22 protein-coding genes and 2 tRNA genes are annotated in these 24,573 nt (G+C 63.6%); 18 read left to right on the forward strand and 6 right to left on the reverse strand.

Annotation, left to right across the window (positions count from 1 at the left end; all coding sequences use genetic code 11):
* Positions 1–51: 51 nt before the first annotated feature.
* A complete protein-coding gene (locus AAHK20_RS07275) occupies positions 52–414 on the reverse strand; it encodes a DUF1493 family protein (protein WP_449180782.1) in 363 nt (120 codons plus the stop codon).
* A gap of 147 nt (positions 415–561) precedes the next feature.
* A tRNA-Lys gene (locus AAHK20_RS07280) sits at positions 562–637 on the reverse strand.
* A gap of 213 nt (positions 638–850) precedes the next feature.
* On the opposite strand from AAHK20_RS07280, the gene AAHK20_RS07285 reads away from it, so the two are divergent.
* Both AAHK20_RS07285 and AAHK20_RS07290 read left to right on the forward strand, forming a co-directional pair.
* The gene (locus tag AAHK20_RS07285; RefSeq protein WP_449180783.1) at positions 851–1,255 is read left to right on the forward strand and encodes a PaaI family thioesterase; all 405 of its coding nucleotides are present in this window, start codon (positions 851–853) and stop codon (positions 1,253–1,255) included.
* Between the two features lie 2 nt (positions 1,256–1,257).
* Positions 1,258–2,127, forward strand: a complete 870-nt coding sequence (locus AAHK20_RS07290; protein WP_449180784.1) for a patatin-like phospholipase family protein — start codon at positions 1,258–1,260, stop codon at positions 2,125–2,127.
* Positions 2,128–2,229: 102 nt separating this feature from the next.
* Here AAHK20_RS07290 and AAHK20_RS07295 read toward each other — a convergent pair whose 3' ends face one another.
* Positions 2,230–3,270 carry a D-2-hydroxyacid dehydrogenase family protein gene (locus AAHK20_RS07295; protein ID WP_449180785.1) on the reverse strand — a complete coding sequence of 347 codons (1,041 nt, stop codon included), beginning with the start codon at positions 3,268–3,270 and terminating at the stop codon, positions 2,230–2,232.
* 354 nt (positions 3,271–3,624) lie between these two features.
* Between AAHK20_RS07295 and AAHK20_RS07300 the strand changes: the two genes are divergently transcribed.
* Positions 3,625–5,481 (forward strand): phosphoenolpyruvate carboxykinase (GTP), encoded by a 1,857-nt coding sequence (locus AAHK20_RS07300; protein ID WP_449180786.1) that lies wholly within the window; start codon positions 3,625–3,627, stop codon positions 5,479–5,481.
* 385 nt (positions 5,482–5,866) lie between these two features.
* Positions 5,867–6,976 (forward strand): LysR family transcriptional regulator, encoded by a 1,110-nt coding sequence (locus AAHK20_RS07305; protein WP_449180787.1) that lies wholly within the window; start codon positions 5,867–5,869, stop codon positions 6,974–6,976.
* 75 nt (positions 6,977–7,051) lie between these two features.
* Here the strand turns inward: AAHK20_RS07305 and AAHK20_RS07310 are convergent, their stop codons facing one another.
* From AAHK20_RS07310 to dprA, 3 genes are all read right to left on the reverse strand, one after another.
* Complete coding sequence (locus AAHK20_RS07310; RefSeq protein ID WP_449180788.1) at positions 7,052–9,712, reverse strand: DNA topoisomerase III; 2,661 nt, start codon at positions 9,710–9,712, stop codon at positions 7,052–7,054.
* A 204-nt stretch (positions 9,713–9,916) separates the two neighbouring features.
* Positions 9,917–10,294 (reverse strand): thioredoxin family protein, encoded by a 378-nt coding sequence (locus tag AAHK20_RS07315; RefSeq protein WP_449180789.1) that lies wholly within the window; start codon positions 10,292–10,294, stop codon positions 9,917–9,919.
* Between the two features lie 88 nt (positions 10,295–10,382).
* Positions 10,383–11,594, reverse strand: a complete 1,212-nt coding sequence (dprA, locus tag AAHK20_RS07320) for a DNA-processing protein DprA (RefSeq protein WP_449180975.1) — start codon at positions 11,592–11,594, stop codon at positions 10,383–10,385.
* Positions 11,595–11,857: 263 nt separating this feature from the next.
* On the opposite strand from dprA, the gene def reads away from it, so the two are divergent.
* The 14 genes from def to AAHK20_RS07390 all read left to right on the forward strand — a co-directional run bounded on the left by def (position 11,858) and on the right by AAHK20_RS07390 (position 24,571).
* Positions 11,858–12,361 carry a peptide deformylase gene (gene def, locus AAHK20_RS07325; protein ID WP_449180790.1) on the forward strand — a complete coding sequence of 168 codons (504 nt, stop codon included), beginning with the start codon at positions 11,858–11,860 and terminating at the stop codon, positions 12,359–12,361.
* 73 nt (positions 12,362–12,434) lie between these two features.
* A complete protein-coding gene (gene fmt, locus AAHK20_RS07330) occupies positions 12,435–13,427 on the forward strand; it encodes a methionyl-tRNA formyltransferase (RefSeq protein WP_449180791.1) in 993 nt (330 codons plus the stop codon).
* Positions 13,428–13,538: 111 nt separating this feature from the next.
* Entirely contained in the window at positions 13,539–14,180 is a 642-nt protein-coding gene (locus AAHK20_RS07335; RefSeq protein WP_449180792.1) for a LysE family translocator, read from the forward strand.
* A 105-nt stretch (positions 14,181–14,285) separates the two neighbouring features.
* A complete protein-coding gene (gene htpX, locus AAHK20_RS07340; RefSeq protein WP_449180793.1) occupies positions 14,286–15,143 on the forward strand; it encodes a zinc metalloprotease HtpX in 858 nt (285 codons plus the stop codon).
* A gap of 260 nt (positions 15,144–15,403) precedes the next feature.
* Complete coding sequence (gene rsmB, locus AAHK20_RS07345; protein WP_449180794.1) at positions 15,404–16,852, forward strand: 16S rRNA (cytosine(967)-C(5))-methyltransferase RsmB; 1,449 nt, start codon at positions 15,404–15,406, stop codon at positions 16,850–16,852.
* A complete protein-coding gene (locus tag AAHK20_RS07350; protein WP_449180795.1) occupies positions 16,849–17,439 on the forward strand; it encodes a DUF4390 domain-containing protein in 591 nt (196 codons plus the stop codon). Before rsmB ends, AAHK20_RS07350 begins: the two co-directional genes overlap by 4 nt.
* Positions 17,429–19,825, forward strand: coding sequence for a sensor histidine kinase (locus AAHK20_RS07355; RefSeq protein ID WP_449180796.1), 2,397 nt, complete (start codon positions 17,429–17,431; stop codon positions 19,823–19,825). Before AAHK20_RS07350 ends, AAHK20_RS07355 begins: the two co-directional genes overlap by 11 nt.
* Positions 19,826–20,512, forward strand: coding sequence for a response regulator transcription factor EsaR (gene esaR / locus AAHK20_RS07360; RefSeq protein WP_449180797.1), 687 nt, complete (start codon positions 19,826–19,828; stop codon positions 20,510–20,512). It begins immediately after the preceding gene.
* A 58-nt stretch (positions 20,513–20,570) separates the two neighbouring features.
* Positions 20,571–20,646 (forward strand) — tRNA-Phe (locus tag AAHK20_RS07365).
* Positions 20,647–21,022: 376 nt separating this feature from the next.
* Positions 21,023–21,754 carry a 7-cyano-7-deazaguanine synthase QueC gene (gene queC, locus AAHK20_RS07370; RefSeq protein WP_449180798.1) on the forward strand — a complete coding sequence of 244 codons (732 nt, stop codon included), beginning with the start codon at positions 21,023–21,025 and terminating at the stop codon, positions 21,752–21,754.
* A 24-nt stretch (positions 21,755–21,778) separates the two neighbouring features.
* Entirely contained in the window at positions 21,779–22,411 is a 633-nt protein-coding gene (gene queE / locus AAHK20_RS07375; protein WP_137334252.1) for a 7-carboxy-7-deazaguanine synthase, read from the forward strand.
* A gap of 10 nt (positions 22,412–22,421) precedes the next feature.
* Positions 22,422–22,865: a 6-carboxytetrahydropterin synthase QueD gene (gene queD / locus AAHK20_RS07380; RefSeq protein WP_449180976.1), complete on the forward strand. Its 444-nt coding sequence runs from the start codon at positions 22,422–22,424 to the stop codon at positions 22,863–22,865.
* 171 nt (positions 22,866–23,036) lie between these two features.
* Positions 23,037–23,819 carry an HpcH/HpaI aldolase family protein gene (locus tag AAHK20_RS07385; RefSeq protein WP_449180799.1) on the forward strand — a complete coding sequence of 261 codons (783 nt, stop codon included), beginning with the start codon at positions 23,037–23,039 and terminating at the stop codon, positions 23,817–23,819.
* A 62-nt stretch (positions 23,820–23,881) separates the two neighbouring features.
* Entirely contained in the window at positions 23,882–24,571 is a 690-nt protein-coding gene (locus tag AAHK20_RS07390; protein WP_449180977.1) for a tetratricopeptide repeat protein, read from the forward strand.
* Positions 24,572–24,573: the final 2 nt, after the last annotated feature.

Raw genomic sequence — 24,573 nt, forward strand, 5'->3', positions numbered from 1 at the left:
GTGAAACCGATTTCAGATGTAGGTGGTTTAACGGCGGATGTAGGCGAATGCCTACAGGTCACCCGCCTCAATCTCCTCTGTATCCCAACGCCCTCGACGCATTGCTTCGGCCAGCATGGCGAGAGTCAGTGGCACCAAAGGCGGGCGGCGAAGCCGTTTCGAGAACAAGCCCAAGAACGATGAGAGTAGTTCCTGACCTTCCGCGCTGAAGTAACGTCGATACGGGAAGTCTTTTGCTTCCACTTCGAACGTTGCTGCCCATTTGTCGATGAATTCGACGGCATCTAGCCCGGTCAGGCCGAGATTGTCTTCCAGACGAGAGGCAGGCTCTAGACGAAGTTGACCGCCGAACAGCGGGCGGCCTAGCTCCTCTCGGGCGAATGCTTCCAATCGTGCCCACGTTTCGTCTTTCACTGCAGCACCTGGTCGGCTGGTTGCACGAGGCGGTTATAGGTTCGTACGGTGTTGCGCATGATCACGGGAGCGGCCATGCGCCCATAGTTCACGAGGGGAAAATGAAAAAGGCCGGTCAGCTTTCGCTGACCGGCCTTTCGAATTCCTTGGTGGGGCGTGAGTGACTCGAACACTCGACCTACGGATTAAGAGTCCGCTGCTCTACCAACTGAGCTAACGCCCCAACAGAAGGCGAATTATGCAGGACTTTTCGGACCTTGCCTAGCCCCTTTAGCAAATTCCTTAAAAAATTTCGCCTACGCGCGCTCCGCCGCACCCGAAAACACCAGCCTCTGTACCGAATACCCCCTCTTTGGTGCACTTTTCCCGCTCCCGGTATGATGACGCCACAACAACGCCCCGCGACCCTCGCGAGGCCGGCCCCCGGAGGCAAAACATGGACGAAACCGAGGTTCTCGCGCTGCTCGATCGTGTGCTTGCGCCATGGGTGCGGGCGCTCGGGCTCAAACCGGTCTCCGTCACGGACGAAAGCACTACACTGCGCCTGCCGTTTTCGGGCGAGCTGCGGCACCAGGGCGGCGTGATCTGCGGGCAGGTCTTCATGGCGGCGGCCGATACGGCGATGGTCATCGCGATCTCGGCCGCGCTCGGCGAGTTCAAGCCGATGACGACGGTCTCGCAGAACATCAGCTTCATGCGCGCAGTCCGCAACGGCGACGTCCTGATCACGGCCCGCGTGCTGCGCCTCGGGCGCAATCTCGTGTTCGGCGAAGTCGAATTGACCGACGAAGACGGCAAGATGGCGTGCCACGCCACCACTACCTACGCGCTTCTCAACTAAGCATGTTCGATCAAGTCGTATTCGCGGGAGGCGGCAATCGCTGCTGGTGGCAGGCGGGCTTCTGGGACGTGGTGCAGCCGGAAATCGGCCTCAAGCCCCGCGTGATCACGGCGATCTCTGCGGGCGCGGCGACCGCCTGCATGCTCTACACGCGCGACGCCGAGTGGGTCATGCGCTATTACGCCGACGCGCTGCTCCACAACACGAAAAACGCCTACTGGGGCAATCTCCTGCGGCCAGGCAAAGCCGTCTTTCCGCACTATCGGATTTATCGTCAGGCGCTGCTCGATATCTACGGCGAGCCGTTCGCGAAGCTCGCCGACGCCCCGGAGATTCGCGTCGGCGTCTCGCATGTGCCGCGCTGGCTCGGCGCGCGCAGCGCGGTGGCCGCTGGGCTCGTCGCGTACAACATCGAAAAGCACGTGCGCAAGACGCTGCACCCGACGCTCGGCCGATCGCTCGGCTTTCATCCGGAATTCGTGCGCGTGCAGGATTGCGCGCGCGTCGAGGATCTCGCCGACCTGATCCTGCAGTCGTCGTGCACGCCGCCGTTCACGCCGGTTCTGCGGCGCAACGGCCGTCCGGTGCTCGACGGCGGGATGGTCGACAACGTGCCCGTCGGCGCGCTCGACGCTTCTCCCGGTCGCGTCCTGGTGATGGTGACGCGGCTCTATCCGCGTCCGCAGATGTTCACGGTCGCGCACGGCGAACAGCAACGCCTCTATGTGCAGCCGTCGCGCAAGGTGCCGATTTCAAGTTGGGACTACACGAGCCCGGCGCAGATGCGTCCGGCGTACGATCTCGGCCGCGCCGATGGCGAGCAGTTTCTACAACGCTTGCCGGAAATGTTGGACGTTGCCGCGCACGCTTGAAAGTCGACGAGCGTAAGCGCGATTCGATCAAGCTTGCAAAAAGAAAGCAGGGCCCGGCGTGAACAACGCCGGGCCCCGCCATCATCACTCAGATCCGCTCAATCAGCGCGCGTCGCGCTCGCGCAGCCGGTTATGCCGGCGCGCACCCGAAATGGCTTCGGGATTCGCGACGCTCGTCGTATCGCCGCGATCGAACGCGAGGATATTGTTGAACGCCGCGCTGAAATACAGCTCGTAGCTTTCGCGCTCGACATAGCCAATGTGCGGCGTGCAGATCACGTTTTCCATCCGCAGCAGCCCGTAGCCTTGCAGAATCGGCTCGCTTTCGTAGACGTCGACAGCGACCATCCCCGGGCGATTGCGCGCGAGCGCGGCGGCTAGCGCGCCTTCGTCGAACAGTTCCGCGCGGCTCGTGTTGACGAGCAGCGACGTCGGCTTCATGCGCATCAGGTCGTCGAGCTTGACGATGCCACGCGTGTCGTCGTGCAGGCGCAGATGCAGCGTCAGCACATCGCTTTGCTCGAAGAACGCTTCACGGCTTTCGGCGACATCGTAGCCATCGGCCTTGGCGGCTTCGAGCGAATGCTCGCGGCCCCAGACCATCACCTTCATGCCGAACGCTTTGCCGTAGCCGGCGACGAGCCGGCCGACCTTGCCGTAGCCCCAGATGCCGAGCGTTTGTCCGCGCAGCACTTGACCGAGCCCGAAGTTCGGCGGCAGCGCCGACGTCTTCAGCCCCGACTGCTGCCATGCGCCTTGCTTAAGGTTTGCCACGTATTGCGGAATACGCCGTTGTGCGGCCATGATGAGCGCCCAGGTCAGCTCGGCCGGCGCGATCGGCGAGCCGACGCCTTCGAGCACCGAGATGCCGCGCTCAGTACACGCTTCGAGATCGATATGGCCCGCGATTTTTCCGGTTTGACTGATCATGCGCAGATGCGGACATTTGTCGAGCAGCTGCGAGGTAATGCGCGTGCGTTCGCGAATCAGCACGAGCGCGTCGATATCGGCGAGACGGCTCGCAAGCTGACCGAGGCCGCGCACCGTGTTGTTGAATACTTTGACTTCATGGTCTGCAAGCAAATGAAAGCAATCGAGCTTGCGTACCGCGTCCTGATAGTCGTCGAGAATGGCAATCTTCATAAACAGGTATGTTTTGCAGCGCACGATGTGCGCACGAAATGGAGTGATATCCTTGACGCTCCAACCTGTGGTGTGAAGCACAAGCTGGCATGAGCGATGCGACGCCAGTCATCACGATGCTCATTACTGTGGATAGACAGGACTCTCACTTTTTAACAGCTTGTTGCGTTACGACGCAAGCCATGCGAAACAATGGTTGCCGTCGGCAAGCTGAATGGCTCCTGACGTCATGCAATTCGGCACGCACAGGGGTTTCCCTGGTGTTGTGCCAACGCGCCAAACGCGCCTCTCGCCTGCAGCGTCAGCGAGCGCCTACCGTTTCTCTTTTCACAATCACAAAACGGAGACAGCTCGATGAATCATTCCGCCTTTGGAGGCCAATTCACACTTGAAGCGCCTGCCTATATCAAGCATCGCCGGCTGATCGAATGGGTTCAACGCATCGCTGCGTTGACGAAACCCGAGCGCATCGTCTGGTGTGACGGCTCGCAGGAGGAATACGACCGCCTGTGCGCGCAAATGGTTGCCGCCGGTACGCTGAAAAAGCTCAACCCGGAGAAGCGGCCGAACTCTTATCTCGCGTGGTCCGATCCGTCGGATGTGGCGCGTGTCGAAGATCGCACGTTCATCTGCTCTCAACATCGCGAAGACGCGGGGCCGACCAACAACTGGACCGAGCCCGAGCAAATGCGTACGACGCTCAATGGCCTGTTCGACGGTTCGATGCAAGGCCGCACGATGTACGTCGTGCCGTTTTCGATGGGCCCGCTCGGCTCGCCGATTGCGCACATCGGCATCGAGCTGACCGACAGCCCGTACGTTGTCACGAACATGCGGATCATGACGCGCATGGGCCGCAAGGTGTACGACGTGCTCGGTGAAGACGGCGAGTTCGTGCCGTGCGTGCATTCGGTCGGCGCGCCGCTCGCCGAAGGCCAGGCCGATGTGAGCTGGCCGTGCAACGACACGAAGTACATCGTCCACTTCCCCGAGTCGCGCGAAATTTGGAGCTTCGGCTCGGGCTACGGCGGCAATGCGCTGCTTGGCAAGAAATGCTTCGCGCTGCGCATCGCGTCGACGATGGGCCGCGCCGAGGGTTGGCTCGCCGAGCACATGCTGATTCTCGGCGTGACCTCGCCGGAGGGGCGCAAGTATCACGTGGCCGCGGCGTTCCCGTCGGCGTGCGGCAAGACCAACTTCGCGATGCTGATTCCGCCGCAAGGCATGAGCGGCTGGTCGATCTCGACGATCGGCGACGACATCGCGTGGATCAAGCCCGGCAAGGATGGCCGTTTGTACGCGATCAACCCGGAGGCCGGCTACTTCGGCGTCGCGCCGGGCACGAGCGAGAAGACCAACTTCAACGCGATGGCGACGCTCAAGGGCAATGTGATCTTCACGAACGTCGCACTGACCGACGACGGCGACGTCTGGTGGGAAGGCATGACCAGCGAGCCGCCCGCGCACCTCATCGATTGGCAAGGCAAGGACTGGACGCCGGAGATCGCGAAGGAAACCGGCCGCAAGGCGTCCCACCCGAACGCGCGCTTCACGGCGCCGGCGTCGCAATGTCCGTCGATCGACGCCGATTGGGAGAACCCGGCCGGCGTCGCGATCGACGCGTTCATCTTCGGCGGACGCCGCTCCACCACGGTGCCGCTCGTGACCGAGGCGCGCAACTGGGTCGAAGGCGTCTACATGGCGGCGACGATGGGCTCGGAGACGACGGCTGCGGCTGCGGGCCAGCAAGGCGTCGTGCGTCGCGATCCGTTCGCTATGCTGCCGTTCTGCGGCTACAACATGAGCGACTACTTCGGGCACTGGCTGAACGTCGGCAGCAAGCTCGAGGGGCTCGGCGCGAAGCTACCGAAGATCTTCTGCGTGAACTGGTTCCGCAAGGGCGCGGACGACAAGTTCGTCTGGCCCGGCTTCGGCGAGAACATGCGCGTGCTGCGCTGGATGATCGGGCGCATCGAGTCGCGCGCGGTGGGTGTCGATCACGCGTTCGGCGTTTCGCCGCGCTACGAGGACATCGACTGGCAGGGCCTCGACTTCACGCGCGAGCAGTTCGAGGAGGTGATTTCGGTCGACGATGCGGCGTGGAAGAAGGAGCTGGCGTTGCATGGCGAGCTCTTCGACAAGCTGAGCTACCGGTTGCCCGAGGCACTGACTCAGGCCAAGGCGGCGTTCGAGAGCCGCCTCGAAGCGTAGGCGTGTGAGTCTTCGCTTCGCTGGAAAGGCCGCCCTCGGGCGGCTTTTCTTTGTGTCGGCCGTTAACGTTTCAGCACTTACTTCGGCCCCATGCAAAGCCGTGATTCGATTTTTTTCAATTTAGAGGCGGCCCACGAAAATTTATTTCGACCCCACCCGCGCTTTTCGGTGTTTCTTAACAAGAACGCATAGCCGTATTTCTTGATGATTGTTTCTCAAAAAGGAATGATCGGACCTCGCGGCGTGCACCAAGATAAACAATCGACAAAAAACAACAAGAAATCTGCCCTCGTTGAGCAACTCTGCACGGATTCTCCAGTCGTAGGACAATTACTTATTGTGCTTCGCACGTTTCCGTCAGCTGAAGCCGCTGCAGGAGTAGTCAATGGATCATTTGCAGTCAATGCGCGTATTCGTCAAAGTGGCGGATCTCGGCAGTTTCGCTCGTGCCGCGAGCGCAATGGATATTTCGAACGCTGTCGCCACCCGCCACGTCGCCGATCTCGAAGGCCGGCTGGGCACGCGCCTGCTCAACCGCACCACCCGCAGCCTCTCGCTCACCGAATCCGGTCAGGTCTACCTGGAGCGCGCGCGGCAAATTCTCGACGAGCTCGAAGACGTCGAGCAGATGGTCGTCGCGCGCAATCATGAGCCGGTGGGTACGCTGCGCATCGTCGCTCCCGTCGTGTTCGGGCTGCATAACCTGGCGCCCGTGCTGCAGACCTACACCGAGCGCTATCCGAAGGTCGTTCCCGACGTGACGCTGGTCGATCGGCAGGTTGATCTGGTGGAAGAGGGGTTCGACGTGGGCATCGTGATCGCGCGCCAGATGCGCAGCGCGAGCATCGTGACGCGCCGCCTGACCACCGGCTGCCTGACCGTTTGCGCGACGCCGGCTTATCTCGAGAAGCACGGCGTGCCGACGCGCCCGGAGCATCTGCTCGAGCATCCGTGCCTGAGCCTGCCGTCCGAATACTGGGGCGACGAGCGCATATTCACGGGGCCGGATGGCGAAGTGCGCGTGCGCCCGGCAAACGTGATCATCGCGAACAATACGGAAATGCTGCGCCAGTTCGCTTTGCTCGGCATGGGCATCGCGATCCTGCCGAGCTATCTGATCGGCAGCGACATGACGCGCGGCCGCCTCGTACGGCTGCTCGGTGACTATCGCTTGCCGCAGGTCGAAATCAACGTCGGATACCCGAGCCGGCGCCATTTGCCCGCGAAGGTGCGCACGTTCATCGATCATCTGGTCGAGCATTTCAGCCAGACGCCCAACAGCCTGCTCGGCGAGCAGTGGATCAAGGGCGGCATGGTTCGGCCCGCTGCGGCGGCGCCCGCCGAATTGCGTGCGGGTAGCAAGGCAGAGTTCGCGCACGGCGATGCCGATGGGCATCCAGAGTTGGTCGACGCCGAATTGGCGCCGAAATTGGCGAAATCGACTCGGACGCGCACAGCAGCAGCGCCTGTGCCGCTGTACGCGAACGAGCACTAAACGACGCGGCGGGAAGCCCGCAGTTAACGAACAAAAGCGCAGCGAAAGCTGCGCTTTTGTTTTGAGCCGGCTGTTTTATGAACCGGTTTTTCGCGCCGGCGTTTTTCTTGCCGCCGTCTTGGCCGCTGGTTTCTCGGCAGCGCTCTTTGCCGTCTTCGCTGCGGCTTTCACCGCGCTTTTCTTGGCGGGAACGGCGGCTTCCTCGGCGTCCGCACCTTCGGCTTCAGCCGCTTTCGCCGCGGTTTTCGCCGCAGTCTTCGCTGCCGTTTTCGCCGACGGCTCCTTCTTCTCGAATTCGAAGCCGATCTTGCCGTCGCTCTGCTTGACGAGGAACGCCTTGAAGTTGCGGCCGGTGCGGGACGACTTGAAGTTCGTCAGCAAATCGGTGCGGCCTTCGTCCAGCAGTTTTGTCATCTGCTCGCGCGCGATTTCCTGTTGAAGAATAACCTTGCCCGAGCGGAAGTCGCAGGTCTTCGGATTCGCCACCGAGTTCTCGCAAACGTAGCTCATACCGTGCTCGAACACGCGTGCCTTGCACTTCGGACATGCGCCGACCGGCTGCTGCTCCGAGAAATCCGGCGCTTCGCCGTCTTCGCCGCCTTGATCCTGGCCGAAATCGAACTCGAGCTTGTAGTTCTTCGTCTCGTCGTCGAACGAGAGCTTGAGAATGGCCGAGAACGGCCGGCCCATCTTGCTGCGGAAGCCCGACAGCGGGCCGATTTCCTTCTTCTGCAGCAGTTCTTCGACTTCCTCGATCTCGAACTGGCGGCTGCCCGGGATCTTCGAAATCGAGAATTCGCACTTCGTGCACGCGAAGCGGCGATAGTTTTCCTTCACCTGGCCGCCGCAATTCGGACATGGCGTGGTGAGCGTCGCGTAGTCGCCGGGGATGGTGTCGGAGTCGTATTCCTTCGCGCGCTTGACGATGGTCTGCGTCATGCGGGCGATCTCCTGCATGAACGCATCGCGCGGAAGGTTGCCGCGCTCCATCTGCGAGAGCTTGTATTCCCATTCGCCGGTCAGTTCCGGCGCGGTCAGCTCCTTCACGCCGAGGCCGCGCAGAAGCGTCATCAACTGGAACGCCTTTGCCGTCGGAATCAGGTCGCGGCCTTCGCGCACCAAGTACTTTTCGCCGAGCAGACCTTCGATGATCGCCGCGCGCGTCGCCGGCGTGCCCAGGCCCTTCGCGGCCATGGCCTCGCGCAGCTCGTCGTCCTCGACGAGCTTGCCCGCGCCTTCCATCGCCGACAGCAGCGTCGCTTCGTTGTAGCGGGCAGGCGGTTTGGTGGTCAGCGTGTGGGCCGCGATCTCGTCGGTCTTGACCTTCTCGTTCGGCTGGACCGGCACGAGGTTCGCGTCCTCGCCGCTCGTCTCGCGGCCGTAGACCTGCAGCCAGCCCGGCTCGACGAGCACCTTGCCCTCGGTTTTGAACTGATGGCCGACGACTTCGGTGATGCGGGTCGTGACCTTGTATTCGGCGGCCGGGAAGAACACTGCGAGGAAGCGCTTCACGACGAGGTCGTAGAGCTTCTGCTCGGGTTCCGACAGCGCCTTCGGCGCCTGCAGCGTCGGGATGATCGCGAAGTGGTCGCTGATCTTCGAGTTGTCGAAGATGCGCTTGTTCGGTTTCACCCAGCCCTTGTCGAGCACTTGCTTCGCGAACGGCAGGTAGTTGTTGCTCTCCTTGAGCATGTCGAGCGTGCTCTTGACCGTGTCGAGGTAGTCCTCCGGCAGCGCGCGCGCGTCGGTACGCGGGTAGGTGAGCACCTTGTGCTTTTCGTACAGCGCTTGCGCCAAGCCCAGCGTGTTCTTCGCGGAGAAGCCGAAGCGGCCGTTCGCCTCGCGCTGCAGGCTCGTCAGGTCGAAAAGCAGCGGCGAGAGCTGGGTCGAAGGCTTTGATTCCTCGGTGACGGTGCCGATCTGCTCGCGGCACGCGGCCACCACGGTTTCCGCCGCGGCGACGCTCCAGAGGCGCGAATCGCGTTTTTCCGGATCGAACTCGTCCTTCTTGAACTTTGGATCGAACCACCGGCCCTCGTAGAAGCCGCCGGCGCAGACGAACTGCGCGCGCACTTCCCAATAGTCGCGCGGCACGAATTTGCGGATTTTCTCTTCGCGTTCGACGACGATCGACAACGTTGGCGTCTGAACGCGGCCAACCGTCGTGAGGAAGAACCCGCCGCCCTTGCTGTTGAAGGCGGTCATCGCGCGCGTGCCGTTGATGCCGACCAGCCAGTCCGCTTCCGAGCGGCAGCGCGCGGCATCGGCGAGCGGCTGCATGTCCTCGTCGCTGCGCAGTTGCGCAAAGCCATCGCGGATCGCGGCGGGGGTCATCGACTGCAGCCACAGGCGCTGCACCGGCTGTTTCGACTTCGCGTGCTGCGCGATCAGGCGGAAGATCAGCTCGCCCTCGCGCCCCGCGTCGCATGCGTTGATGAGGCGGTCGACGTCCTTGCGCTTCATCAGCTTGGTGAGCACCTTGAGCCGCGATTCGCTCTTGGCGATCGGGTTCAGGTCGAAGTGGGGCGGGATGACCGGCAGGTGCGCGAAGCTCCATTTGCCGCGCTTGACCTCGTATTCCTCGGGGGCAGCGATCTCGAGCAGGTGGCCGACCGCGGAGGAAAGCACGAAGTCGTCGCTCTCGTAGTACTCGTCATGTTTGGTAAAGCCGCCCAGCGCCCGCGCGATGTCGTTCGCGACAGAAGGCTTTTCCGCAATGATCAGTGCTTTGGACATGACTGGATGTGAGGTGGGTGGTTCGGGGTCAAAACCCTGATGTTGGTCTCTTTAACGACCGCTTTATAGCACACGGCGTTCTGCTTGTTTAAAAACGCGCGCAATGTTAATTGCGGGCCACATTGAAAACAAGCGCGCTGAGAGGCCCGCCGCGCGCGGCTCGCAGGCCGGCGCGGCGGGCTTGCCGCGGCAGGAGAGCGCTAGTCAGACTGCGGCGAGTGCCGGGCGCAGCTTCGGCGCGCCGGCGGAGTTCGGCAGTGCGGTCAGATCGGACAGCATGCGCTCGAGGATCGACAAGTGCGGCAAAACGGTACCGAAAAAGCGCGTGGTGATGCCGTCTTCGATCAGGATCGTCGGGAAGTTCTCGACGTCGAGGTCCTCGAAGCGATCGGCGTGGGTTTCGACGTCGATCCAGGCGAAGCAGACATTCGGGTGCGTGTCGGCGAGGCGGTCGAAGCCGGCGCGGTAGTCGCGGCAGGTGCCGCACCATTCCGCACACAAGCAGGCGACGAGGAGGGTATCGGTGTCGTTGATGCGCTCGGCGATCCGGTCTGCGTCGGTGTCGAGATTCAGCGCTGGCATGGTGTTTCCTTGCGTTCTTTTCTGAAATGCGAACTGCTTGCGGCGACTGTAGCACGCCTCTCGCGGGGCGGCGTGGTCGTCGGTGCGCTTAGCCGCGCTCGATGCGCGCGAAGCGCCCGCCCGGCAGAGCCGTCAGCCGCCCGGCGAGTTCCAGCTGCAGCAGCGTGCTTTGCAACGTCGCATTTTCCATCTCGGTTCGGGCCGCGAGGACGTCGAAGGTGGCGGGCGCATGGCCTAGCGCGGCGAGCAGGCGCTCGGCGTGGGCGTCGAGTTCTGGCGGGAGCGTATTTCGCGTTTCCGTCGGCGCGCGTGTGGGTGTGGATTGTCCATCTGCCGATGCGGTGGTTGTTCGACGCTTTGACCGAGTTCCAGACGATGCGGCTTGCGGCGAGCTTTCCGCGGCCACGCGGATGCCAAGTTCTTCGAGCACTTCCTCCGCCGTTTCGACGAGTTTTGCCCCTTCTTTGATGATCCTGTGACACCCGCGCGAAAGCGGTGCGTGGATCGAACCGGGAATCGCGAATACATCGCGCCCCATCTCGTTGGCGAGACGCGCCGTGATCAGCGAACCGGACCGCAGCGCCGCCTCGACAATCAGCACGCCGCTCGAAAGGCCCGCGATCAGCCGGTTGCGCTGCGGAAAATGGGCGGACCTGGCAGGCGTGCCGAGCGGCCATTCCGACAAAATCGCCCCTTCCACGGCGATCTGATGAGCGAGCGCGTGATGCTTCGCGGGATAGACGATGTCGGCGCCGGTGCCGATCACGGCGATCGTGCTGCTGCGCCCGGCCAGTGCACCTCGGTGCGCGGCGCCGTCGATGCCCTGCGCGAGACCGGACACAACGGTCAATCCGACATCCGACAGGGTTTGCGCGAAGCGAGCCGCGTCTTCGAGCCCTTGCGGCGTCGCGTTGCGGCTACCGACGATCGCCACGCTCTTGGCGTGCAGCAGGTCCATACGGCCCTTTACATATAGCAGCGGCGGCGGATCGGGCATCGTAAGCAGCGCCGGCGGGTAGGCCGGGTCGCTCAAAGTGACGATTGCGTTGCCGGGCTGCGCGCGCCAATGCGTGGTGTCGGCGAGCTGCTGCGCAAAGCCGGGCGGCGGCGCCGCGAGCACAGCTTGCGCAATGACGTCGCCGACGATCGCCGCCAGCGCGCGAAAAGGCATCGCCAGCACCGCTTCGGGCAAACCAAACGCGTCGAGCAGCGCGCGCAGCGCGGCGGGTGCGAGTCCGCGCGCGGCGGCGAGGCGCAGCCACGCGGCGAGTTCGGTATCGGTCATCGGCAGGGTCTGCATGGCGGGTCGAGCCTCGAGCACCGCCTGCGGGCGTTCGGTCAGCATGCTAAAATTTTCATCATCCGAAATACAATGCAGCGCCGCGCAAAGTCGCGGGTGTCCGTGGCTGCGTCCAAAACAGGTGAGTTGAATCTGCTGGGTTCAGCAGACATCTTCGAGACGCGGCACCGAGCCCGCAAGCTGACCGATCGGTCTATTGCCGTATCCGATATTTTTCGTCACGGTATCGCTTTGCGCGACAGCATCCGACCACTTTCAAGATCATGGCCTTACTCAGCATCCTCAATTACCCCGATAAACGCCTGCACAAAATCGCGAAACCGGTCGAGCGCGTCGACGATCGCATCCGCAAACTCGTGGCCGACATGGGCGAGACGATGTACGCGGCGCCCGGCATTGGCCTGGCCGCCACGCAGGTCGACGTGCACGAGCGCGTGATCGTGATCGACGTCTCGGAGACGCACGATCAGCTTTTGGCGTTCATCAATCCGGAGATCGTTTGGTCGAGCGACGAGCGCAAGCTCAACGAGGAAGGCTGCTTGTCGGTGCCGGGCATCTACGACAGCGTCGAGCGCGCCGAGCGAGTGCGCGTGCGCGCGCTGAACGAGAAGGGCGAACAGTTCGAGCTCGACTGCGAAGGGCTGCTCGCGGTCTGCATTCAGCACGAAATGGATCACTTGATGGGGCGGGTGTTCGTCGAGTATCTGTCGCCGCTCAAGCAGACGCGCATCAAGACCAAGATGAAAAAGCTGGCGCACGCGATGTGACGCCCGGCGCCGGGTTTGGTTGGTTCCGCGTTCAGTTGCTTGCTCCATTGCTGTTTATTCGAAGCTCATCCCTATGACCCACACGTTGCGCGTCGTTTTTGCCGGCACCCCGGAATTCGCGGCGGCGGCTCTTGCCGCGATTCACGCCGCCGGGTTTCCGGTGCCGCTTGTGCTGACTCAGCCCGACCGCCCCGCTGGGCGCGGCATGAAGCTGCAGGCGAGCGCCGTCAAACGCTATGCGCAGGAACACGGGCTCGCCGTCGCGCAGCCGCCGTCGTTGCGCCGCGCGGGGAAATATCCGGCCGAAGCTGCCGCAGCGATCGATCAGCTCTGCGCCACGCCGCACGACGTGATGGTCGTCGCCGCGTACGGTTTGCTGCTGCCGCAGGAAGTGCTCGATATCCCTCCGCACGGCTGCATCAACATTCACGGTTCGCTTTTGCCGCGCTGGCGCGGTGCGGCGCCGATCCAGCGCGCGCTCGAAGCCGGTGACGCCGAAACCGGCATCACGCTGATGCGCATGGACGCGGGCCTCGATACGGGCGCGATGCTCAGCGTCGGGCGTGTGCCGATCGAAACGAGCGACACGTCTGCGACGCTGTTCGACAAGCTCACCGCCGAGGGCGCGCGTCTGATCGTCGATGAGCTCGTCGAGCTGGAGAAGAGCGGCACGTTGCAAGCGACGCCGCAGCCCGAAGAGGGCGTGACCTACGCCGAAAAGATCGGCAAGCATGAAGCCGCGCTCAACTGGCGGCGGCCGGCCGCCGTCTTGGCGCGGCAGGTTCGCGCGTTCGATCCGTTTCCGGGCGGCGTCGCGACGCTCGGCGACGGTACCGCGTTGAAAATCTGGGCCGCCGAGCCCGTCACCGCGCACGCTGACGGCATGGCCGAACCCGGCGCAATCGTCGAGGTTTCTACAGACGGCGTCGTCGTCGCGTGCGGCGAAGGCGCATTGCGTCTGACTCAGTTGCAAAAACCAGGCGGCAAGCGCTTGCCGGTGCGCGAATTCCTGGCCGGCGCGGCCCTCTCGGCAGGACAACGCTTTGGGTTGCCTGAGCCTCAGTGAGCGCTGCTTAGGCGCGTCTCCTAGCCCGATCGGGCAGGTCGCGCAGCGGTTGCGGCGCGCGTTAGAATCAGCTGTATATCCCCATCCCAAATTCCCCACTTAAAGCTCGCCATGTTCGGCATCGTCCACTTCGCGTTTTTTATCGCCGCTGTTTTTCTGCTCAACGTGACGCCGGGGCCGGATACGGCTTACATCGTTGGCCGAAGCGTGGCGCAGGGGCGTGGCGCGGGGTTGATGTCGGCGCTCGGCATTTCGGCGGGCTGTTGCGTGCACTCGCTCGCATGCGCGTTCGGGTTGACCGCGTTGCTGGCGGCATCGGCAACGGCTTTCACGGTCATCAAGTTTGTCGGTGCGCTGTATCTGATTTATCTCGGCGTGCGGCTGATCTTCGCGAATCCAGAGAAAGCGGAGGCTGTGGGCAACGCGCGCGCGGCGGGCGGTCCGAAGTCGTTGAAACAGCTCTTCATGCAAGGGTTCTGGACCAACGTCCTGAATCCGAAAGTCGTGCTGTTCTTCGTTTCGTTCTTCCCGCAGTTCGTCGCCGCGGACAGCGAGCACAAGGCGCTCGCGTTCCTGTCGCTCGGCGTCGTGTTCGTGCTGATGAGCACGGTATGGAACAGTTTCGTTGCGTGGATCGCCGGCAGCGTCACGCAACGGCTGGGCGGCAAGCCCGCGGTGAAGCGGTGGTTGGACCGCGGCGTCGGCAGCGCTTTCGTCGGGCTTGGCATCAAGCTCGCCACGACGCGGCACTGATTGAATTTTTTGCGCCCGCCCCTATCTAACATTTCCCTTACAATTCTCCGCTCGGCCTTTGAGGCGGAACAAGGCGTGATGCACGCAGACAGGTTAGGAGCAAGCATGTTCAATTGGGTCAAAACGGCAATGCTGATGGCCGCGATCACGGCCCTCTTCATTGTGATCGGCGGAATGATCGGCGGGCATCGCGGCATGATGCTGGCGCTTTTCATCGCGCTCGGCATGAATTTCTTTTCGTACTGGTTCTCGGACAAGATGGTCCTGCGCATGTACAACGCGCAGGAAGTGGACGAAGCGAGTGCGCCTCAGTTCTACCGGATGGTCCGCGAGCTGGCGACGCGCGCGCAGTTGCCGATGCCGCGCGTCTACCTGATCAACGAAGACGCGCCGAACGCGTTCGCCACCGGCCGCAATCCCGAGCACGCGGCGGTCGCGGCCACCACGGGCATTTTGCGTGTGCTGTCCGAACGCGAGATGCGCGGGGTGATGGCGCACGAACTCGCGCACGTGAAGCACCGCGACATCCTGATCTCGACCATCTCCGCGACGATGGCCGGCGCCATTTCGGCGCTCGCGAACTTCGCGATGTTCTTCGGCGGTCGAGACGAACAAGGGCGGCCGGCCAATCCGATCGCAAGCATTGCGGTCGCGCTGCTCGCTCCGATTGCGGGCGCACTGATTCAGATGGCGATTTCGCGTGCGCGTGAATTCGAAGCGGACCGCGGCGGCGCGCAAATCTCGGGTGATCCGCAGGCGCTCGCGTCGGCGCTCGACAAGATCCATCGCTACGCGCAGGGTATCCCGTTCGCTGCGGCGGAAGCGCATCCGGCGACGGCGCAGATGATGATCATGAATCCGCTGTCGGGCGGCGGTATCGCGAATCTGTTCTCGACGCACCCGGCGACAGAAGAGCGTATTGCCCGGTTGATGGAAATGGCGCGTACCGGGCGATTCGATTGACGCGCAGTGTCCGGCGCGCTGCGCACGGGCGTAGCTAAGGCAGTCGTGGCCGTTGGGGCGAGCCGAGAGGTTCGCCCTTTTGCTTTGTCGACCTCGTCGTTCAATCGCGTGCCGCTGCTCGCTGCGGCAGCAGCGAGCGCTCAGCCATCCTCGCCTCTGGACTACCATACGACGGATCGCTCACCTCGCCACGCTACAATGCGGCGTTTGCTCAACGGGGGTGCCGCGCAATTCCGATGCGGTACGCTCAAACTCTTTCCATGACTCAAAAACCCGCCGCACGTCGCCAGTCGAAACAGCCTGCAGCACCGAAACACGCAGCGCGACAGGCGCGCCTATCGGCACTGCATCTCGTGCCTGAATCGCTCGGCTTTGCGCTCGATGGCGCGGCTCAGGCTGTCGGCGCCGTCCGCTATGGCACCGCGCTGCCGGCGGCGCTTGCCGCCGTGAACGCATCGTCGAACGCGGCTCACGCTGCGTTGTCGCGCGGCGCCGTGCAAGACATCGCCTATCGAACGCTGCGCCGCCTTGCAACCGCCGATTGGCTCGTTTCGAAGCTGGTCCGCAAGGCGCCCGCCGCGCATGTCGGCAACGTGCTCAGTTGCGCGCTCGCGCTGCTCTCCGATGATGCCGATACGGCCGCTTACGCACCGTTCACCGTCGTCGATCAGGCCGTCGAGGCGATCGGCGCGCGACCCGAATTCGCCTTCGCGAAAGGGCTCGTCAACGCCGTGCTGCGCAACTTCCTGCGCGAGCGCGACGCGCTGCTGAACGAGTCCCGCGCGGACCGCGTCGCGCACTGGAACTATCCGGCTTGGTGGATCGATGCGGTTGAACACGCGTGGCCCGATCGCTGGCAGGACATCCTCGAATCAGGCAATCGACAAGGGCCGTTGACACTGCGCGTCAACGCGCGCCGCTCGACGGTCGCGGCTTACTTGGAAACGTTGCGCGCGCATCAAATCGACGCGCAGGAAGCCGGCGTTCACGCGGTGCGGCTCGCGACGCCCATGCCGGTCGAGCGCATTCCCGGCTTCGCCGACGGCGTCGTGTCCGTTCAGGACGCCGGCGCGCAACTCGCGGCGCAATGGCTCGGCGCGCGTGACGGCATGCGGGTGCTCGATGCCTGTGCGGCGCCCGGCGGCAAGACCGGACACGTTCTCGAGCTGGCCGACGTCGAGCTCGTCGCGCTCGAAAGCGACGGCTCGCGGGCGGCGCGCATCGGCGAGAATCTCGCGCGCCTCGGACTCAAAGCCGAGGTGCGCATCGGCGATGCCGGCGATCCCGCGCAATGGCACGACGGCGCTGCCTTCGACCGCATTCTCGCCGACGTGCCCTGCTCGGCGTCGGGCATCGTCCGGCGCCATCCCGACATCCGCTGGCTGCGCCGCGAGTCGGATATCGCCGCGCTTGCCGCCGAGCAGCGGCGCATCCTCGCCGCACTGTGGCCGCTCGTGAAACGTGGCGGCGAGTTGCTCTACGTTACCTGCTCGATCTTTCCGGAAGAGGGCGAGTTGCAGGCGCAGTGGTTTGGAAGCGCGCATGAAGATGCGGTACGATTGGACGCACCGGGGCAACTGGTGCCGGTTCTCGCCGGCGAAGCAGCAACAGCGGCAGCCGAACTCCCGAGCGCAACGCCACTCGGGCAGCGCACCGGTTCAGACACAGACCACGACGGATTCTTCTACGCGCGCTTTCAGAAACGGTGACGATCAAACGCTTTCTTCCGCTCCGGCTCGCGGCCGCGCTTTGGATTGCGCTGGCCCTTTGCCTCGCCGCAGCCGGGCCCGCGTGCGCAGATCCGATCTCGGTGCAGCGCGCGTCGCTGCAAGCGGACGGCACCGGGTGGAACCTGGACGCCCGCTTCGATTTCGAGCTCAACAGCAGTCTCGAAGATGCCGTCAACAAAGGCATCCCGCTTTACTTCACAACCGATTTCGAACTGAGCCGTCCGCGCTGGTACTGGTTCGATGAGCAGCCCGTGTCCGTCTCGCAGACTATCCGCCTGTCGTTTCAGCCGCTCACACGCGAATACCGCGTGTCGAGCGGTGGTTTGCAATTGGGTTTCGCCTCGCTCAACGAGGCGCTTGCGGTCATCAAGCACGTCACCTCGTGGCACGTGATCGACCGCAACCAAGTGACGTCGGGCGAAACCTACAACGCGTCGGTGCGGATGCAGCTCGATACCGCGCTGATGCCGAAGCCGTTCCAGGTCGATGCGGTCAACAACCGCGACTGGGCGCTCGCCTCCGATTGGAAGCGTTTTACTTTTACGGTGGCCGAACGTGCTAAATAGAGTCCGCCGATCCGTGGGAGCGAAGGGCCTCGTCGTGCGAGTGCTCGTGTCGACGGTCGCCGTCACCGCGATCCTGCTGCTGGTCCTCCTGGCCGCGGCGAGCGCGAACACCGAGTTCTTCGATCGCTATTACTCGTGGCTCTACGCCGCGAACATCATCGTCGCGCTGATCTTCTTGCTCGTCGTCGTGACGCTTGCCGTCATGATTCTGGCGCGCTTGCGAAGGGGCAAGTTCGGCACCCGGCTGCTCGCGAAACTGGCGATCTTCTTTGCGCTTGTCGGCGTCGTGCCGGGCGGGATCATCTACATCGTGTCGTACCAGTTCGTCTCGCGCAGCATCGAGTCATGGTTCGACGTCAATGTCGAAACCGCGCTGACCTCGGGGCTGAACCTCGGGCGCGGCATGCTCGACGCTTCGTTGTCGGACTTGCAGACCAAAGGCCGCATGATGTCCGAGCAGCTCGCGAGCACCGACCCGTCGAGTATGACGCTCACGCTGCTGCGTTTGCGCGATCAGTTCGGCGTGCAGGACGCCACGCTCGTCGAAACGGTGCGCACGGTGTCGGGTGCGGCGCCGGAACTGCACGTGGTCGCGCAAGCGACGGGCAACTACGCCGCGCTCGTGCCTGACGACCTGCCGACCCAGTTGATGCTCAACCAGGCGCGCGGCCGGGGTTATGCGGCGATCGAGGGCGAGGTCGACGGCGACGCGAAGGGCGGCTTGCGCCTGCGCATCGTGCAGCGCATTCCGGATTCGAGCACGTCGCTCCTGCAGCCGGCTGAACGTTTCCTGCAGCTCGAGCAACCGGTATCGGCCACCTTGGCGCGCAACGCCGATGCCGTGCAGCGCGCGTATCGCGAGTACCAGGAGAAGGCGCTGGGCCGCACCGGCTTGCGCAAGATGTACATCGGCACGCTGACGCTCGCGCTCTTTCTCGCGACCTTCATCGCGATGATGCTCGCGCTCGCGCTCGGCAATCAGCTGGCGCGGCCGCTCTTCCTGCTTGCGCAAGGGACGAAGGAGGTGGCCGAAGGCGACTACACGCCGAAGCGTGAAATCAAGTCGCGCGACGAACTCGGCTTCCTCACCCAGTCGTTCAATGCGATGACGCGTCAGCTATCCGAAGCGCGCGCGGCGGTCGAGAAAAACCGCATTGCGCTGGAACACTCGAAGGCCTACCTCGAGAGCATTCTTGCGAACCTGACAGCGGGCGTGTTCGTGTTCGATCGCCAGTTCCGTCTGACGACCGCCAATCGCGGCGCCGAGCGCATCTTCCGCCAGCCGTTTCAATCGACGCTCGGCGCTTCGCTCGATCACATCGGCGCGCTTGCCGAATTCGGCGCGATGGTGAAGAAGGCGTTTGCCGATCGCGAAGCGGCGAGCACGAACGGCGCGGCCGACGGCGGCCACTGGCAGCAGCAGTTCGCGGTGCCGGTCGCGGGCGAGACCGAGCCGCTGACGCTGCTCGTGCGCGGCGCGCGTCTCGTATCGAGCACGGAGAACATCGAAGACGTGCAGACCGCGGGCTACGTCATCGTGTTCGACGACATCTCAGACGTGATCTCCGCCCAGCGTTCGATCGCGTGGGGTGAGGTCGCGCGGCGTCTTGCGCACGAGATCAAGAACCCGCTCACGCCGATCCAGCTTTCGGCGGAACGCCTGCAAATGAAACTCTCCGACAAGCTCGCGCCGCAAGACGCCGACGTCTTGAAGCGCGGCGCGACGACGATCGTGAACCAGGTCGCGGCGATGAAGCAGATGGTCGACGATTTCCGCGAATACGCGCGCACGCCGCCTGCGGTGCTCGGGAATCTGCAACTGAACGAACTGGTGTCGGAGGTGTTGACGCTCTACGGCATTGAGGAAGGCAAGAGCGCGATCAAGGTCGAGCTATCGGCGCTGCCGGTGATTCGCGGCGACGCCACGCAGCTTCGTCAGGTGATTCACAACTTGCTGCAAAACGCGCAGGACGCGGTGGCCGATGTCGAAAACCCGCGTGTTTTGCTGGAAACCAAGACAGTAGAATATGGCGACCCCGACGCGGACGGTAAAGTGCGCGTCGCGGTGCGCCTGACCGTATCGGACAACGGTCCGGGCTTCCCCGCGCGCATCCTGACGCGCGCGTTCGAACCCTACGTGACGACGAAGGCCAAAGGGACGGGACTCGGTCTCGCCACGGTCAAGAAGATCGTCGATGAACATGGCGCGCGTATCGACATTCGCAACCGCCTCCGAGCGGGCGACGTGATCGAAGGGGCGCAGATCTCAATTCTGTTTCTGCAAATGGCAGACGATGGTGCCTCGCCCGGTGCGGCGAGCGGGTCATCGCACGGCGCGGAAGTGCCGGGACACACAAAAGCAATAGTGCAGACAAGGGCAGCGTAAATGGCAACCATCCTGGTGGTAGATGATGAAATGGGCATCCGGGAATTGCTCTCGGAGATCCTCTCCGACGAAGGACACGTCGTGGAGGCCGCGGAAAACGCGCAGCAGGCGCGGGATTTCCGCTTGCGCGCGGCGCCCGATCTGGTGCTGCTCGATATCTGGATGCCCGATACCGACGGCGTCACGCTGCTCAAAGAGTGGGCGGCGCAAGGGCAGTTGACGATGCCGGTCATCATGATGTCGGGCCACGCGACGATCGATACGGCGGTCGAGGCGACGAAAATCGGCGCGCTGAATTTTCTCGAGAAGCCGATCGCGCTGCAGAAGCTCTTGAAGGCGGTCGAGCAGGGTCTCGCGCGCGGCAACGCGACGACGCCCGTCGGCGCGGCGGCCAAGCCGGCGTCGCCGATCAATTCGTCGGCTGTGGCCTCGGCGGCGGCGCTGCCGATTTTGGCAGCGGAGAACGGCGCGAGCGGCGGCCTGCCCGCACAGACCGCGTCGATCTCGTTCGATATTCCGCTGCGCGACGCGCGCGATGCGTTCGAGCGCGCGTACTTCGAATATCACCTCGCGCGCGAGAACGGCAGCATGACGCGCGTCGCGGAAAAGACCGGGCTCGAGCGCACGCACTTGTATCGCAAGCTCAAGCAGCTCGGCGTGGACCTTGGGAAGAACAAGGGGGAATAAATCTTCACAAAGGGGCTTGAGCACCGCCAAAACCCTTGCTATACTCTTTCTTCTTCGTGGCCCGGTAGCTCAGTTGGTAGAGCAGCGGATTGAAAATCCGCGTGTCGATGGTTCGATTCCGTCCCAGGCCACCAGCAGTATCCAACCCCAAGAATCGTGAGGTTCTTGGGGTTTTTCTTATGTCGACCTGAGTTGGCGCTTCAGCGCGGCGCCAGCGCCATTTCGGGACGGCATGATAAAATCCCGCTATTACAAGGACTTGCAACGCATTTGTCCCGCAAGTCCTTTTTTGTTTTCGGCCGCGAGTTCTGCGTGCGCGTAGCCCGGCCGGCGGGATGCGGCACATCGGCGGCGCATCGCGTCAGGCGATCAGCGGTATAAGCGGCGCGGCGACTGTCGCCAAACGGTGCGACCTATACTGCATGAGCCGGCGCCGCCGGCACGCGTTGCCGCACGGCGCCGCCACCGCGCCGGCGCGACGCGAGCCTTCATCACTCACGGAGTTTCACGGTGACTCGGACAGACGCTAAGAACAGCGCGCTCGTGTTGTTTTCCGGCGGCCAGGATTCGGCCACATGCCTTGCATGGGCGCTCGATCGATTCGAAACGGTCGAGACGCTCGGCTTCGATTACGGTCAGCGGCACCGTGTCGAACTCGAATGCCGTGAAGGCTTTCGCAGCGCGATTGCGCGCGAGTTTCCCGCCTGGGCGGAGCGGCTCGGCGACGATCACATGATCGACTTGTCCGTGCTCGGCTCGATCAGCGATACCGCGATGACGCGCGAGATCCAGATCGAAGCGGCGGCCAACGGTCTGCCGAATACGTTCGTGCCCGGCCGCAACCTGATGTTCATGACGATCGCTGCGGCGATCGCCTACCGGCGCGGGTTGAAGGTGCTGGTCGGCGGCATGTGCGAGACCGATTTCTCGGGCTACCCCGATTGCCGCGACGACACGATGAAGGCGCTGCAAGTCGCGCTAAATCTCGGCATGGACAGCCGCTTCTTGCTCGAGACGCCGCTGATGTGGCTCGACAAGGCCGATACATGGCGCCTGGCGCAAACGCTGGGCGGCGATGCACTCGTCGAACTGGTGCGCGTCGAGACGCACACGTGCTACGTCGGCGAACGCGCCGAGTTGCACGATTGGGGCTTCGGCTGCGGCGAATGCCCGGCGTGCCGTCTGCGCAAACGGGGCTACGAAGCGTTTCTCGCGGGCGAGAAGGTGACAGAGCCGGCCTAAAGCGGCTGGATACTAGAGAGCGGCATGACGTACGCGGTAAAGGAAATTTTCTACACGTTGCAGGGCGAGGGCGCGAACGCCGGCCGCCCGGCCGTGTTTTGCCGGTTCGCCGGCTGCAATCTGTGGTCGGGCCGTGAGGAAGACCGCGCGGAAGCCGTGTGCCGCTTCTGCGATACCGATTTCGTCGGCACCGACGGCGAGAACGGCGGCAAGTACAAGAGTGCCGACGAACTCGTCGCGATGATCGCGTCGCTGTGGCCCGAAGGCGAGACGCACCGCTTCGTCGTCTGCACGGGCGGCGAGCCGATGCTGCAGATCGACCCGCCGTTCGTCGACGCGCTGCACGCCGCGGGCTTCGAGATCGCGATCGAAACGAACGGCTCGCTGCCGGTGCTCGAGACGATCGACTGGATCTGCGTGAGCCCGAAGGCCGACGCGCCGCTCGTCGTGACGAAAGGCAACGAGCTCAAGGTCGTGGTGCCGCAGGACAACCAGCGCCTCGCCGACTACGCGAAGCTCGATTTCGATTATTTCCTCGTCCAGCCGATGGACGGTCCGTCGCGCGATTTCAATACGAAGCTCGCGATCGACTGGTGCAAGCGCCATCCGCAGTGGCGCCTGTCGATGCAAACCCACAAGTACCTGAACATTCCGTGACGCCGCCGTGCTGACGATTACCCGAAAACTCGAATTCGATGCGGGCCACCGCATCCCCGACCACCGCAGCCAGTGCCGCAACCTGCATGGGCACCGCTACGTGCTCGAAATCACGCTGCAAGGCGATGTCGTCGAAACAGAAGGCGCGCCGGATTGCGGCATGGTGATGGATTTCGCCGACGTCAAATCGCTGGCGATGGAACATCTCGTCAATCGCTGGGATCACGCGTTCCTCGTCTACGAGGGCGACGTGAAAGTGCGCGAGTTTCTCGATTCGATGCCGGACCATAAGACCGTGGTGCTCAACCGCATTCCGACCGTCGAAAACCTCGCGGCGATCGCGTTCGACGTGCTCGCCAACGTCTACGACGCGCACTACGGCGTGAATCTGCGCCTTGCGCGTGTGCGTATATACGAAACGCCAAATTGCTGGGCCGAAGTAGTCCGAGACTGAGCCGTTTTTGTCACGGTATGATCGTTCCGGTATAGGCATAAGCGATACACACACGGAGCGAGACATGCCGGAGACCTTATTCATCAGCGGGCCTAGCGGGCCTTACCGCCGCCTGGCCCGCGCCATTGGGCGCATTTCGTGCTGCACCGCGCGTGCGGGAGGAATGCGTCGATGAGCGCCCTGACCAATCCCCTGAAGCAGCGCCTGAAGGAAGCCGACCCGCTCTACGGGTTGTGGCTGTCGCTCGGCAGCGAGAACGCGGCCGAGGCGCTCGCGCATGCCGGCTTCGACTGGCTTTGCATCGACATGGAACACGCGCCGAACGATTCCGGCGACGTCACCGCGCAGTTGCGCGCGATTGCCGCCGCGCACTTGCCGAGCGAGCCCGTCGTGCGCGTGCCGGCCCAAGACCCGTGGCTCGTGAAGCGCGTGCTCGATGCGGGCGCGCGCACGATCATGTTCCCGAACATCGAATCGGCCGATGAAGCGGCGCACGCGGTGCGTCTCACGCAATACCAGAACGCGGATTCGCCAGAGGGCTTGCGCGGCGTCGCCGGCGCTGTGCGCGCGGCCGCCTTTGGCATGCGGCGAGACTACGTGATGACCGCCAACGCACAGATCGCGACGATCGTGCAGATCGAATCGGCGCGCGCGCTTGAAAACGTCGAAGCGATTGCGGCGACGCCGGGCGTCGATTGCTTGTTCATCGGCCCGGCCGATCTGTCGGCGAGCCTCGGTCATCTTGGCGATACGAAGCATCCGGAAGTGCTGGCGGCGATCGCCCGCATCGTGGACGCGGCGCAGCGCGCCGGGGTCGCCACCGGCATTTTCGCGCTCGACAGCGCCGGCGCGCGTCAATATCGCGACGCCGGCTTTCGATTCATCGCGCTTGCGGCCGACGTCATGTGGCTCTTGCGAGCGACGCGGCAAGCGTTACAGGAGGTGCGGTCATGAGCAAACGGGCTACGACGACGGCTTCGGTCTGGGCCATTTCGGCTTGGGCCATCTCGACCCGAATGGCTTGGGCGGGCGCGGCGCTCATCGGCGTCTTGGCGACGAGCGGAGCCGTCCACGCGCAGACGGTGAAGAAGGAAGCCCCCGACGCGGAAACGCAGACGGCCGTCGCCGACTACAACGCTGGCAATTTGCCCACCGCGTTGAAGGAATTCCGCGACGCCGCCGAGCACGGCAGCCGGCTCGCCGAATTCAACTACGCGATGATGCTCTTGAACGGCGAGGGCACGCAGGCCAACGTCGAAGAAGGCAAGAAATGGCTGCGCAAGGCGGCCGACGCGAACATGTCGCACGCGCAGTATGTGTACGGCAAGATGTACGACGACGGCGATTTCGTCGCGCGCGATCCGGCGGAGGCGCATCGCTGGTTTCTGAAAGCCGCAGAGCAAGGCCACGTACAGGCTCAACTCGCGCTCGCGAATCAGTTTCTCGACGGACGCGGCACGACCCGCGACAACAAGCAGGCGTTCGTCTGGTACAAGAAGGCGGCCGAGGGCGGCGACATGACCGCGCAATACGTGACGGGATCGTTCTACGAACGTGGCGGGGATGGCGTCGAGCAGAACATCAACGTGGCGCGCGCGTACTACGCGGCGGCAGCGGCGCAGGGCGATCCGGCGGCGCGCCTGAAATACCAGCAGCTCAGCACGCAATTGCAGCAACAGGCAAAGCCGCAGACGCAATCGCAGTAGCG

Source organism: Trinickia camelliae (assembly GCF_053525655.1).